At 40.7% G+C, this 14429-nt stretch carries 12 protein-coding genes; 9 read left to right on the top strand and 3 right to left on the bottom strand.

What is annotated here, in order from left to right; all coding sequences use genetic code 11:
• Positions 1-287 precede the first annotated feature (287 nt).
• A complete protein-coding gene (locus P7F88_RS05700; protein ID WP_277822702.1) occupies positions 288-2273 on the top strand; it encodes a hybrid sensor histidine kinase/response regulator in 1986 nt (661 codons plus the stop codon).
• A 62-nt stretch (positions 2274-2335) separates the two neighbouring features.
• On the opposite strand, the gene cqsA is transcribed toward P7F88_RS05700, so the two are convergent.
• Both cqsA and P7F88_RS05690 read right to left on the bottom strand, forming a co-directional pair.
• On the bottom strand, positions 2336-3511 hold the full coding sequence (gene cqsA, locus P7F88_RS05695) for an alpha-hydroxyketone-type quorum-sensing autoinducer synthase (protein WP_277822700.1): 1176 nt from the start codon (positions 3509-3511) through the stop codon (positions 2336-2338).
• Positions 3512-3778: 267 nt separating this feature from the next.
• Complete coding sequence (locus P7F88_RS05690; protein ID WP_277822698.1) at positions 3779-4762, bottom strand: GGDEF domain-containing protein; 984 nt, start codon at positions 4760-4762, stop codon at positions 3779-3781.
• Positions 4763-5258: 496 nt separating this feature from the next.
• Here P7F88_RS05690 and P7F88_RS05685 point away from each other — a divergent pair, with 496 nt between their 5' ends.
• The 7 genes from P7F88_RS05685 (at position 5259) to P7F88_RS05655 (ending at position 13303) form a co-directional block, all read left to right on the top strand.
• A complete protein-coding gene (locus P7F88_RS05685; RefSeq protein ID WP_277822697.1) occupies positions 5259-6248 on the top strand; it encodes a Bug family tripartite tricarboxylate transporter substrate binding protein in 990 nt (329 codons plus the stop codon).
• 91 nt (positions 6249-6339) lie between these two features.
• Positions 6340-6834, top strand: coding sequence for a tripartite tricarboxylate transporter TctB family protein (locus P7F88_RS05680; RefSeq protein ID WP_277822695.1), 495 nt, complete (start codon positions 6340-6342; stop codon positions 6832-6834).
• An 11-nt stretch (positions 6835-6845) separates the two neighbouring features.
• A complete protein-coding gene (locus P7F88_RS05675; protein WP_277822693.1) occupies positions 6846-8351 on the top strand; it encodes a tripartite tricarboxylate transporter permease in 1506 nt (501 codons plus the stop codon).
• Positions 8352-8556: 205 nt separating this feature from the next.
• A complete protein-coding gene (gene citC, locus P7F88_RS05670; RefSeq protein WP_277822691.1) occupies positions 8557-9648 on the top strand; it encodes a [citrate (pro-3S)-lyase] ligase in 1092 nt (363 codons plus the stop codon).
• 215 nt (positions 9649-9863) lie between these two features.
• Positions 9864-10907 (top strand): extracellular solute-binding protein, encoded by a 1044-nt coding sequence (locus P7F88_RS05665; protein WP_277822689.1) that lies wholly within the window; start codon positions 9864-9866, stop codon positions 10905-10907.
• A gap of 10 nt (positions 10908-10917) precedes the next feature.
• The gene (locus P7F88_RS05660; protein ID WP_277822687.1) at positions 10918-12063 is read left to right on the top strand and encodes a hypothetical protein; all 1146 of its coding nucleotides are present in this window, start codon (positions 10918-10920) and stop codon (positions 12061-12063) included.
• On the top strand, positions 12032-13303 hold the full coding sequence (locus P7F88_RS05655; RefSeq protein WP_338405557.1) for a putative bifunctional diguanylate cyclase/phosphodiesterase: 1272 nt from the start codon (positions 12032-12034) through the stop codon (positions 13301-13303). The genes P7F88_RS05660 and P7F88_RS05655 overlap by 32 nt, the downstream gene beginning before the upstream one ends.
• Positions 13304-13372: 69 nt before the next feature.
• Here the strand turns inward: P7F88_RS05655 and citX are convergent, their stop codons facing one another.
• Complete coding sequence (citX, locus tag P7F88_RS05650; RefSeq protein WP_277822685.1) at positions 13373-13909, bottom strand: citrate lyase holo-[acyl-carrier protein] synthase; 537 nt, start codon at positions 13907-13909, stop codon at positions 13373-13375.
• A gap of 256 nt (positions 13910-14165) precedes the next feature.
• Here citX and P7F88_RS05645 point away from each other — a divergent pair, with 256 nt between their 5' ends.
• The gene (locus tag P7F88_RS05645) at positions 14166-14420 is read left to right on the top strand and encodes an OadG family protein (protein ID WP_277822683.1); all 255 of its coding nucleotides are present in this window, start codon (positions 14166-14168) and stop codon (positions 14418-14420) included.
• The last annotated feature ends 9 nt before the right edge of the window (positions 14421-14429 follow it).

Genomic DNA, 14429 nt, shown 5'->3' with positions numbered 1-14429 from the left:
AGTGGCTTGGTTTTACTAACGTTGCTAGCGAATTTTATTGTGGAGCAGAGAGAGCTATCACTGATCATGGCTAAGTTTTGAACTAAAATATAGGGGTTGAACAATCAAGGAATGATTGCTTAAATTATACCGAATGAGTAATAATTCCATTAGAACAAAAATAGTACTTAAACTCATTTAATCTAAACTGCTTTGTAACGTCTCGGCGGAGTTGGCTCATCAAACATAGTGAAGGAATACGTAAGGTTTATCAGTATGCAGAACCTAACCTGACCTTAATAGGGTGGTTGGGTGTTGTCGGCTTCCCGCTATATTATCTTGTGTGGCAGCACTTTGTTCCTCAACCATATGAAAACCTGTTACTGCGTCTATCTTGCTCTGTACTCTTTCTGGTACTGGTTTATAGAAATAGCTTTAAAGCCAGAATACGCAGGCAAATGCACTGGTTCTATCTCGTTATCATTACTATTGGTTTACCGTTTTTCTTTTTCTATATGTTGTTAATGAATGACTGGTCCCAGGTATGGGTAATGTCGTTTATGTCGGCTATCTTTTTACATATTTTACTCGTCCATATCACCTGGATAATGTTTGCTCAAACTATAATCGGAGTGGGCTTAGCAACGTTTTGTGCCTGGGTGGCAAAAGGATTTACGCTTGATATTGCGATAGATTTTTCTCAGCTGCCGGTTTTCATCTTTACCTATCTGTTTGGTAGTTTGTGCTTTAATCGATATCAAGTTGATTACGACTCTAAGGTTGCACTAGCCAAGTCTTTTGGAGCCGGTATCGCACATGAGATGAGAAACCCACTTAGTAGCCTTAGTACATCCATTGATGTCATTCAATCGACAATACCCAATGAGAAAGCTAAAAAAGAAGGTCATTACCTATTGTCTGCCCGGGAAGTAGATAGGTTGAGGGAAGTGACTGATGAATCAATGAGAGTGATACAGGCGGGTAACGAAACCATTGATCTTCTTCTAACTTCCATCGACGAGAATCGAATATCCAGAACAACTTTCCAGAAGTACTCTGCTCAGGAAGTAGTGATGCATGCTATAGACAGTTTCGCCTATAAAACTACTAGTGATAGAGCGGCTGTTTTTTTAAAAGTTCAGCAGGAATTTGAGTTCTTTGGCAGTGACAATTTGCTTAAGTATGTAATGTTCAACCTATTGAAGAATGCCTTTTACCACCGAGGAAGTGATGAGTTCAGTATTCATATATCTCTTACTTCTTATAAAGGAAGAAACGCCATTGTTGTTAGGGACACTGGTTCTGGCATGACTCCTGTAGTTCTTAAAAATATATTTAATGACTTCTACACGACCGGGAAATCCGGGCGTTATGGTTTAGGATTGCCTTTCTGTAAAAGAGTTATGCGTTCTTTTGGCGGTGACATACAGTGCCGTTCAGAAGTTGGGAAATGGACAGAGTTTACTTTGCATCTCCCCTTATTAGATTCTAATGCTATTAAAGAAATCAAAGCCGAATTGGTTAAATCGAAGTCCGTTTTGCTGGTGAATGAGAGAAAAGAGTTGGGCTCAGTCATTCATAGTGCATCGTACAATATGGGATTTAACTTACTTGAGCTTGATGTTGAAACAACACTCAATAGACATGAATATGACTTTGAATACGATGTTATCATTTTGGATATTGCGACCGCGTCAAGGGATAGAAATGCAATTGACGCACTAGAATCTCTATGGACCTTCACTAATGCCCATATAGTTTATTTGTACGGTGAACAGCCCATACAACGTTATACTAAACCGGGACAATCACCGATTTGGCTAAACTCCGACAAGTTTGCTAGTGATTTAGAAGCTAACATAGAAGCTTTAATGTTTGATGCCGATAGTATCAAGTCAGAGAAGCTTTATGAGCCACCTATAAGCGATATAAAGCGTACGATAATGGTGGTTGACGATAATGAGTCGTTAAGAAGATTCACCGCCGTTCTTTTAGAAAAAGAAGGCTTTGAAGTCCTTGAGCAAGAAAATGGTGCAAAAGCACTGGAAGTTTTGGACGCAGTTACTGTCGACTTGATCCTTATGGATATCGAAATGCCGGTTATGGATGGTATAGAAACAACAGCTCGTATTCGGAATTCGAACAAAGATTTTGCAAGTATCCCTATCATTGCACATACAGGCGATAACTCTCATGACATGCTTTCGAAGATCGACGCTACGTACATGTCTGATTACCTGCTTAAGCCTGCGGGTAAGAACCAACTCCTTAGCGTAATTTCAAATTGGATTTAATTACAGAGTCTGGTATTCACCAGACTCTTCTCGCTAATAAACTTACGTGAACCTAGAGAAGTTTATACAAACTCTAATTCAGGGTTGTTGAAAGCGCCATGACAAACGGATAACACGCGATCTATTTCCCTGGTGGTTATATCTGCACTAACAGAGAAGCGCATGATATTTTTGTTTTTGCCAGTTGCGGGTCGACAGAAAATAGCCCCGAATACCCCTCGTTCTTCCAGGTAATCCCGCACTTTCTCTGTATTTTGTTCTGAGCCACATTCTAAAGATACAATTTGGGATTCACTGCGGATGTTAAAACCTATCTCTTTTAGACCGGTTCGCAAAGCTTTGGCTCTTTCGAATAGAGTTGTGCGCTTAAACTCTGAGCGCTTAATGACATCCAATGTTTTACTTAGCCTGGATAACTCGTGTGGCAATACAGTAGAACTAAAGATGGCTGGGTAGGATATGAATGGAAGTATCGTTCCTAGCTTTTTCGGTCCAAGGATTGCTCCTGCTCTATATGCAAAGGTTTTGGCCAGGCTCGCTGTAACAAAGTCCACTTGATTTTGTAGCCCAAACTCTTGAATCAAACCGGAGCCTTTAGGGCCGTGTGTCCCTAAAGAATGAGACTCATCGACAATCAGTGCACAATCAAACTTAGTTGCCATTTCGTAGATGACCTCAAGTGGTGCTATGGTACCAATGGTACTGTAGATAGAGTCTATGACGATAATACCTGGTCCGTGGCGTTTAATTTGCTTCATCAAATGCCTTGTATTGTTGTGCATAAATGGGTGGATCTCCGCTCCGGCAATTCTTGCTCCCTCCCATAGCGACATATGTGCGAAAAAGTCGATATAGACTGGTACGGTGGGCGCGCATATACCTTGCAATAATCCCACATTTGCAGTCCATCCGGATTGAGATATCAGGCAACTTTCCATACCCATGAAGTCAGCAAGCTCGCTTTCGAATTCTGGCTTGGATGCGGCATCCTGTAAGAATACGGCAGACATTACAACGTTGTCATCATTGTCTGAGATTGCTTGCTTGTGAGCACTCTGTATCTCCTGGTTGTGCGACAGAGATAGGTAGTCGTTGCTTTGCATCACTATGGCTTTTGAACAGGGACGCTTGCCAATAACAAGGTGTTGCTTATTTTGCGTTGTTTCAATTGTGTCTTGAATATAAAAATCCAGGCGTTCTTCTATGAAAGACGGAAGTCTTTTAGATCTCTTAGTCATACTAAATTCTCTTGTTAATTAGATATACGCCAGCGCTGACCTCTCATTATTTACGTACTTTTTATTGTCAGTCATCAGTGGAGTTGAATATATTCGGAGGTAGTTGCAAACTCTCTATATATTATTTGAATGGTTAGAAACAATGATGATGATTCCGAGATCTGTTTAGAATGAAATGTCTATCTAATTCTCTGATTTTATGGAATAAATTAGAGGTATAGTTAAGCTGAAAATAGGACAGGAAGTATGCTATTGAGGTTTAGTTGATTATTGGTTATTAGCGTAGTTATTCATTTCTTCTAATGAACAATTGCAGTTTTCAGTTTTATTTCTGCCATTGTGTTTGGCTACATAGAGACCACAATCGGCTTTTTCTATAAGAGATTTTGGTGTGGTGGTTTCGTCTGGAATAACGGAGAAATACCCTGCACTAATCGTAACGATATCGATTTCCGGGTCTGGATGCGGAATGGCCAGATCACGTACGTTTGTACGAACTTTTTCCGCAAATGCGAAGGTGTCGGGATTTTCGCCATAAATAATAAAGGCAAACTCTTCACCGCCGTATCGACACACAATGTCGGTTTCTCTGGTGCAGGAGTCTGACAGGGCTTGGGCGACTTTTTTTAAACATTCATCACCAGCATAATGACCGAGAGAATCGTTATATTTTTTAAAATGATCAATATCGCAGAAAATCAGTGAGATATAGCGGTGCTCTCTTCTTGCAAGATTCATCAAGAAAAGCAATTGACTATCAAATGTCCGTCGATTTTTCAGGCCCGTTAAACTGTCTATTGAGGCCAACTTATACAGCTCTTCACTTATTGTCTCGGGCTCAATGACCCCAAGTAGCAATGTGGCTTTGCCATTTTTATCTCTGACTAATGCTTTTGCCCTACTGGTGAAATAGCAAACTTTATCTTTGTCGGCATCGTAATAGGGGAAACGATTATCATATTCATAGATATCGTTATTTCTAAGCTCACGATATTCATTGAAAATTTGCTTCGCTTTATCACTACTGCTTATCGCAATGTATTTGTTGTAATCGCCGGCTATAGGGCATGTCTGGCTTACTGAATGGGAAGGGAGGCTAGAGTCGAGATGAAAAGTATCGCACATTGTCTGGTTGCAGTAGAAAACATCACTATTATCGTCGAGATCAATTATCCACCAGGATAGCCCGGAAAAGTCTAACAACTCGCTACAAAGCTTATAATATTTTTCAACGCGCGTATTTGGAAACATGGTTCATACATATTTGGTGTGTATAGTGGATATTATTGCATATGGACTATGCATATGTCAGCTTTAACTAATGGACTACCATATTTACATAATAGTTAAATTTTAAGAAAGTTATACTTAAGTTCATTAAATCCATACTGTTTTTTAACCCGAACCATCTAAGGGTAACTATTCACTGGAACACAATCTACAACAAAGAATTGAATCTACTTACTGTTTAATTCCTCTTAAACCTATGATCAACCCCACAATTAAGTGGGGTTTTTTATGAATTAAACTCAATCAAACAATATACAAGCGCTTTAAAAACAATGACTTGAAAGTGCGTTTTTGTTTAAGTCATTTACGCCATTTGCCGCATTAAAGACCAAACTTTTAGAGTTTTAAATCACATTACATATTTCCTGTTCAGCCAATAATTAACCCATCAATTCGCTGCTGAATAACAATTCTCTTGCGTTGATAAATTAACTAATAATGAAAATGGGATTTTTCAATGAACATGAAACTTAAAAGTGTGATGATTGGAGCTGCAATGGCATCTATTGCAGTAATGCCTCTAAGCAATGCTATGGCGAAAGACTACCCACCGAAAACTTTATCTATGGTTGCTCCTTCTGGTGCAGGTGGTGGTTGGGATCTAACGATTCGTACAGTAGCTAAAACCCTGAAAGACACTAAGCTGGTTAAATCCAATATGCCTGTAACTAACCGTCCTGGCGGTGGTGGTGCTGTTAACCTGGCTTACATGCAAACTCAAGTAGGTAAAGACAATCTAATTTCAGTTTACTCGCCACCAATTCTTCTTACTCACCTGAATGGTTCTAGCAAGTACAGCTACGAAGATACTACTCCTCTTGGTCGCCTGATTACTGACTATGCTGCTTTTGTTGTTTCAAAAGACTCTAAGTACACCTCTATTAACGAAGTGATGGAAGCACTTAAGAAAGATCCTAAGAGCATCAAGATTGGTGGTACTTCGTCAGCTGGTTCTATGGACCACATCCAGTTCCTAATGATTGCTAAAGCAGCAGGCGTTCCTAACCTGAATCAGATTGACTATATCTCATTCCAAGATGGTGGCGCGGTAGCACAAGTACTTGGTGGTCACATCGATCTTATTTCAACAGGTCTTGGTGACGTAACATCTCTTGTTAAAAGCGGAAACCTACGTGCGCTGGCTCAAACTGCTGACAAACGTATTGGCGAGGGTGTAATAGCTGAAATCCCTACTGTGAAAGAGCAGGGTATCGATGCAACTTTCGAGAACTGGCGCGGCCTGTTTGGACCTAAAGACATGCCTGAGTATGCTGTAACTTTCTGGAACAAGACACTTAAAGAGATGGCTGAAACTCAAGAGTGGTCTGAAGCGCGTACACGTAACGGTTGGGACGACGCTTACCAGAACAGTGAAGATTTCACTAAATTCCTTGCTCAAACAAACGAGCAGTACAAGCAAATTCTAAACGAAGTATTTGCTAAGTAATCTTTAACCTTAAAAGGATAAGGGGGAGAACTCCTTATCCTTTATTTTTACATATGTTTTATATCTCTATTCCGGCTTAAGGATAAATCCTATGGAAAACAAAACTATTCGTCCGAATTGGGATGCATTCACAGGTTTGTTCGGTGTAGGCTTCGGTTTAGTTTACGGCATCATGGCCTGGACTATGCCTCGCGCTGCATTCGGTAACCCTATGGACCCGATATATTTTCCACTTGGCGTTGCAGCCATCTCTATTTTAATTGGCGTCCTTTTGCTTGCTAAAAGTAATATCAAAGCGTCAATTATGGCGTACAAAGATCTGATTAATGAAGACGAAGTAAAGAAAGGCGACCGTCGTCGTATTCTTTATACTTGTCTGATTTCAATTGGTTACGCGGTACTTTTCGAACATCTGGGCTACGTTATCAGTACCTTCTTGTTTATGTTCTCAATGCTGACCATCACTAGCGGAAAAGAAAGCTGGCTAAAAAGCTCAGTTATCGCACTATTTTTTGCTGTAGGCGTGTTCTTTATCTTCTCTACGCTATTGAGCATCAGTCTTCCGCCACTACCATTTACTGAATAAGGGAACCTATCATGGCTGATATTCTTGCTAACTTAATGAATGGTTTCGGCGTCGCGCTGCAACCTTATCACTTGCTCTTAGTAACCGTTGGTGGTGTTTTAGGTACTATCGTTGGTATGCTTCCGGGTCTTGGTCCTGCGACTGGTGTTGCGGTACTACTACCAATGACATTCGCGATGGGTCCAACTGCAGCGCTTATAACAATGACCGGTGTTTACATTGGCGCTATGTTTGGTGGTTCTCGTAGCTCGATTCTGATTAACACTCCTGGAGATGGCGCGGCATTAGCTGCAACGTTTGATGGGTATCCAATGGCTATGCAGGGGCGCGCTGAATCAGCACTTGCGATGTCTGCAATTGCTTCGCTTATTGGTGGTACGATTGCTGCGGTTCTGATGACTCTACTAGCGGAACCAGTGGCGAGCTTTGCTCTTAAATTTGGTCCTGCTGAGTACTTCTTACTAATGGTGGCTGCACTTTCCATGACGGCTTCAATGTCAAAAGGAAATATGCTTAAGGGATTCCTATCTATGGTTGTAGGTCTTTCTATTGCGACGATCGGTATTGATGCGCAGTCTGGTGTAGAGCGCTTTACATTCGGCAATTTGGAACTGCAAACCGGCGTTGATTTCCTTGTAGTTATCATCGGTATTTACGCACTTGGTGAAGTATTTAAGAGCTTCCGTTCTCTTAGCCAAGGTACTAAGAAAGCACAAACCAAGTTTAAACGTATTTGGATCCAGGGTGATGACTGGGAGCGTTCAAAGTGGGCTATCCTACGTAGTGCGCCGGTTGGCTTCATTATCGGTTCGCTGCCAGGTGCTGGTGGTACAATGGCTTCCTTAATGTGTTACAACAATGAGAAGCAACTGTCTAAGAACAGCGAAGAGTTTGGTAAAGGTGCGATTGAAGGTCTGGCAGCGCCAGAATCGGCGAACAACGCCGCATCAATTGGTGCGATGATCCCAATGTTATCTCTGGGCGTACCAGGTTCTGGTACAACAGCGGTAATGATGGGTGCACTACTGATGTTAGGTATTCAGCCAGGTCCGATGCTGTTTGCTCAGTACCCTGAAACGGCGTGGGGTTTGATTGCAAGTATGTTCGTAGCGAACTTCATTCTAGCTATCGTAAACATCCCTCTAGCGGGCGTGTTGGTACGAGTTCTGGCAATTCCACCTAAGATCCTTTACCCAATCGTGCTTGGCCTTGCGTTTATCGGTTGTTACGCAATCAGTAACTCAGTAGTAGACTTCTACATCCTTGTTATCCTTGGTGTTGCTGGTGTTGTAATGAAACGTGCGAACATCCCGACAGCACCTATGATTCTTGCAGTGATTGTAGGTGGTACCATGGAACAGTCGTTCCGTCAGGCATACCGTATCTCGAACCAGGATCTATCGGTATTCATGCACTCTACAGTTGCTCAGGTTCTTATCGCTATTACGGTTCTTTCTATCGCTCTTCCAGTAATTGGTATGATGCGAAAGAACAAAGTTGAAGCACAAGCTGCTTAACTGTCTAATTGAAAGTCAGCCTAGTTAGTAGGCTGACTTTTATGGCTTTTATCACCTTATTTTTGTGAAGAGAACCTTTCACAAAGAATAAGTTCATAAACGCCATTGAAAAAATATAAACCTTCTTAATGACATGACATAAGTCATGAATTTTCGGTCGCTCCAGTAGGATAATTCTGTTGTGGGTCAATCGTAGGATAGTCAGGTGCTTGGGACATACAATTTCGAAAAGGTAGTTAACGGTAACAGCCGGAAGATGGAAAAGGTACGTTCATTCCTGACCATGATGGATTTGGGTGTTGATGTTGATGTCGAAATGTTTATCGTCGCCTATCTTGGCTATGAGGTGGTTGCTTGTGCTGGATTGGCAGGGAATACAATCAAATCTGTTGCTGTCGATGAGAGCCAGCAAGGGCAGGGCTTATCCACTAAGCTATTAACCGAAATCGTGACTCTTGCGTACGATATGGGACGTTATAACCTATTTATCTATACCAAGCCTGAAAACTATCAAATGTTTCATGCAGCGGGATTTTACCTTTTGACCTCGGTAAAAGATCGCGTAATTTTAATGGAAAATAGCAAAAATCGGTTGCAGAAGTATTGCAATAAACTTGCGCAGAAACGCCAGCAGGGTGAAAGAATTGGTAGCATTGTTATGAATGCTAACCCTTTTACTAAAGGCCATCGCTATCTTGTTGATAAAGCATCAAACGAATGTGACTGGCTACACCTTTTTGTAGTGAAAGAAGACAGTTCATTTTTTACTTATACTGATAGAGTCAATATGATTCGTGCCGGGGTTGAAGAGTTTGGCAATGTGATTGTACACCCTGGCTCCGATTATATGATTTCTAGAGCCACATTCCCAAGCTACTTCCTTAAAGATGAAGGGGTAATTAACTTTGCTCACACTGCAATCGATCTGCAGCTATTTAGGGAGTATCTGGCTCCGGCTCTTGGGATCACACATCGCTATGTTGGCACTGAACCCATCTGTAAGGTCACTCGTTTTTACAATCAGCAGATGAACCAGTGGCTTGCAACGCCTACATTGGAATCAGATCCAATCGAGTTAATAGAAATTCCTCGTTGCGAAGAAGGTGACCTACCTATTTCAGCATCCTTGGTGAGAAATTTACTATTTCAAAGTCGCTGGGAAGAGATTGAACAAATCGTACCCATAACGACATACACCTATCTTAAAGAGTTGTTTGAAGAAGATAGCTCCCCATATCAGGCGAAGCGCGAGCAAGCTAAAGCGAAAGGTGTTCCTCAGTTTAGTGTAGAAGCTTGAACCCAAACAGTTTCAATGTATCACGTTGCATATAAATAGCCTGAGTAGCATTTAATAGCAAAAATCCTCCTGGTATGAGTTGTTTATAGTTTTATATAATTCTAATATATATCGCATTAAAGAATGTATATGTATGGTAACGTTTACCTAATCTATAATTATAACTATATCAGTTGGATTTTGATGATTCTATCAGGTTCGATTTAGGGGGCTGTATGCGTTTGATAGTTAAGTTATGCGCATTGATTAACTTATTTTTTTTCTTGGCCTTACAGGCAAAAGCAGATGAGCTGAAGATATTCACCTGGGAAGATTACTTTTCTGAATCCGTCATTGAAGATTTCGAGTCAAAATACGGGCACACGGTTTCTTTGATTTTCTTCGAAAGTGAAATGTTGCGTGATGCAGTCGTCTACTCTGGTAAAGCTGCAGCGTATGACCTGATTATCATGGATGGCCTCACACTTGGTGAATTAGGAGAAGCCGGTTCATTGGCTGATATGTCTCATGTTATTACCAAAGGTAGCCAGACTTTTACCAAAAATGCTAACAAAGCATGTACTAAGTTTGGTGTTCCGTACGCTCATGGCACAATGGGTATTGGATACCGTACTTCAGTTGTAGCTAGCCCTATCAGTACATGGATGGATGTATTTGTCTATGCGTTAGAAAACCCACAAACCGTCGTGCTGCCAGGAGATGATTTCGATACTATCGCTATTGCTTTAATGGCTCTTGGTTACCACCCGATGTCAGAGAACGAAAGTGAACTAAAGCAGGCTTATCAATTGCTTTTAGAGGTAAAGGATAAGCTTCTTGTTCTGCGCACAAGTATAGGTTATGCGCTGGATAAAAAAGATAAGTCAGAGATGGAAGTAGCTGTGATGTATTCAGGTGAAACTGAACTCATTGGTGAAGTGACCGAGCAGGATGATTGGGCTTATACCATTCCTGATGAGGGCACACTGTTATGGCATGAGTGCCTGACCACTCATATAAACAAACCAATAAGCAACGCGGCTAAGGAGTTTCTGAATCATATCAACGAAACTGACAACGCTGTGAGAAATGCAGAAGAAATTTGGTTCGCAAGTTCTAACATTACTGCGCTTGGTTCTGCTAGTGATGAGTATTTGCAGGATGAAGAGCTATTTCCGGTTAATTTAACGGATGCTAATTCGTATGAGTACAAGTCTCTAGGCAGGGGTGCTGAAAATTTGAGAAGCCAGATTCTTTCTGTTATTCAGAACCGCAAGTAAAGTTGTTCAGATGAAACTATCTCAAAAAATAAACTATATTCTATTGCCGGTGATGGTGGTTATTTTCTCCATCGCTGGGGTGGTTTCCTACAACAGCCAGAAATATCAAATTAACTCTTCTCTATCCGACAAGCTTCAAAATGAGATCCGACATATATCTTCTGATTTAACCGATGCGATCAGAGAGTTAGAACATGTTGCATATATGAGTGTGGAAAACCACTGGGTTCAGCAAGCATTAAGTAATAGTAACGATGATTTAGATCTCTATTATCTTGAAAAGCAAATAGTGGAACACATCAGCCAGTTAGATGTTAATCATGGAGATATCGTTAGTTTTACTCTTCTGGATAGTAACGCAACAGAGCTGGTTTATTTCAATACATATGATCCTTTTGTTATGTATCAACCGACGAAAGTCGTTCAGACTCATATAAATAATATTTTTAGTCAGTTTGACACTCAAAATATTATTACTGTTAAAGATACGACCTATATGCTGGATAAGAGCGGAGATATGCCAGAATTTATTCTGGTGAAAACATTTACTCCCGAGCAGAGCCCGAACATTTCTACGTTTTCTAAAGGACAATCTCTATACACTATTGCTATTCGTGCCAGGGTCGGGCATTACGATGATTTTTACCAGGATGTGAAATCCAGGGTTAGTGGTAATGTAAAGTTATCTATTGAATCGGTTAAGGCATCAAAAAAAATATCTAATGAGCAAATAATTGAGAAAGTGTCCACGGATAACTCTGACCTGGCATATCAACTTAATGGTGAGTTGTGGAAGATTACTTTGTGCTTACCAGAAAAAGATTTAGTAAAACTTTACACGCCTTTTAAATTATTATTCGTTGGCATCGTCTTATCAGTAACAATCTTAACGTTTTTATTGCTTAGATGGCTAATTATAAGACAGATTATCAAGCCTGTTGAAAAGTTGACTCAGCAAGTTGAAATGGCTGAAAACGAAGGTTCCCTCTATATTGAACGTTCTACTGGTAGCGATGAAGTTTCAATATTAACCAACAAGTACATTAATTTAATCGCAGAGCTCGATGACTTAGCAAAAAGAGACAGTTTAACCGGGTTGCCAAACAGATCTAGATTTAACCTCGATCTCAGCTCGTATAAAAGAGCAGGCAAGTAAACTAGGGAATAAATGTGCGGTTATTTACTTCGATTTAGATAACTTCAAACAGGTCAACGACAAATACGGTCATCATACAGGTGACAAATTATTAGCGGTATTTTCTGAACGACTGGTTGAGAGCTTTGTTGATTTAGACTGGGAACATATATCCGTCTCTGAATTTGAGTTTGCGAGAATGTCGGGAGATGAGTTTGCTATTATTATCGGTGGAATTGATGATTTGGATGTTCTCTCTCTATTCACTCAAAAAGTTATTTCACTATTTGATAACGGCTTTATCATGCAAGGGAAAGTTTATGATATAGGTGTGAGTATAGGTATTTCCGTGTATCCGGATGATGCATCTACAGTTACTGAGATGGTGAACAATGCTGACGCTGCGATGTATGCTTCGAAAAACGGGGCGGCAAGGAACGGGTACCAATTATATTCAGAGGAACTTGATGACGAAATTAAAAGGCATACGCAGATAAATGAGTGTTTGAAAGAGTCGTTAGAACTGGGGTGCTTTTATCTGAACTATATGCCGATTTACTGTTCCATCAAAGGGGTAATGAAAGGCGGCGAAGTTTTATTAAGAACAAACCATGAAAAGCTTATCTCATATGGTCCTGCTGACTATATCCCTGTCGCAGAATCATCAGGCCTTATTAAAGATATCGATTATTGGGTCATTGATAAGGCTTTAAAGCAACTGTCTACCTGGATAAAGCAGTTCGGTTATAGCGGCACGCTTTCGATAAACTTCTCTTCATGGCAACTTTCCAACGTTGATTTTGTGGATGATCTATCGAGCTTATTGGATAAGCATGGAATAGCACCAGAAAGAGTAGAAATGGAAATAACCGAGACCTGTTTTGCTCCTGGTGATACCCGAAGTATTCAGATGTTAAGTGCTTTAAAAGAGCTAGGTGTAAAGATTGCGCTGGATGATTTTGGTACTGGCTATACTGCCTTCAGCCAACTTATAAACTACCCGGTTGATACGCTTAAGATAGACCGTATTTTTGTGAATGCTATTGATACTGATTCTAGAGATAGCCAGCTTTTCGATCTTATTGTTGAAATTGCAAGGCTTTATGATTTGAAAGTTATCGCAGAGGGTATCGAAACCAGCAGCCAGCTTGAATATGTAAAATCAAAAGGTGGGCCAGAGGTCCAGGGTTTCTATCTGTCTAAACCAATCAATGAGACTGACTTTTTATCTGCATGGAAATCCAGTGTGAATATCAAATAAAGCCTAGACCAAAGATGGCTACTTTCTGTATTTTTTGAGTGAGCCGGCAATGCGCCGGCACATTTCAGTTTAGGCAACGGCCTCTTCTTGAGAGTAGTAGGATTCCAGCAACGCGCTGACTTTAGACTCAATTTCATAAGCTGAGTGTTTATTGGCGGTAGAGCAATAAGACGCCGCATTGTTACAAACTATACATTTCCTGGGCTCCAACTCGTAAGCTTTTCTGGAAATGGTTTTTCCTTCACTATTCATAACATCCAGATTAATGAGTGAACCCAAAAAGTGACGCCGTTCCAGTTTAATCATCGCTTTTTTTAGCTGAGTAGGGGATGCTCCAGCGACGACAAACATGGCTTCGCTACCACTCTTCTGATTGAAAACTTCCTTTTTCTCGACTCGGCATCCAAGGTTATTTAGCTCAGACAACGTTGATTCCATAGCGGACAGAAATAGCTTTTTTGCGCCTGTCGAATGAACCATATGCTTAGGCATATAGGTTGTTAAGGTAATCAATGGTAGCTGATGTTTTGCTATCCAACGTTGCTGCCTTTGTGCTCGGGCTTGTGCACCTTCATGTCTGTCGTACACGGTTACTTGTTCTGACATTTTCGCCTCCTTAGAACGATAGTGACGAAAGTCTATCCTCCAAGGTTATTCCAGATTGAGTGTGTGGAAACATTTTGTTGTGACCCTAGTGTATTAAATGGTGTTTATGACCTTAATTCATGAGCCTATACGATTAAAAATCATAAACGCCATATAAGTTGTTTCGTGGGTGTTTTTGAATGATGGACTTCACGAAGTAAACCTATTTTCATCAGTTAGAATTTTCGGACACTAATCACTAAAGGTGTTTATTAACATGGGTGAAAGTCCGATTATTCTTGAAGGCGTAACTCTAATGCTACTTGGTATGGGGTTTGTTTTCTTCTTTCTTGTCTTGCTTGTAGGCGCGACACGCTTACTTTCAACCGTTTCTATGAAGCTTCAGCCAATTGCAGTTCCCAAAGCTGCATCAAATGCGGGTTCAGTAACAGAAGATTCAGATGACACGGTCGTTGCTGCTATAACAGCGGCACTTCATCACCATAAGAAAAAACTCAGTCAACAAGCATAGAATTATAGG

Origin of the sequence: Vibrio hannami (assembly GCF_029589055.1) — a bacterium.
GTDB lineage: Bacteria > Pseudomonadota > Gammaproteobacteria > Enterobacterales > Vibrionaceae > Vibrio > Vibrio hannami.
This window is presented reverse-complemented; position numbering and strand designations above follow the sequence as displayed.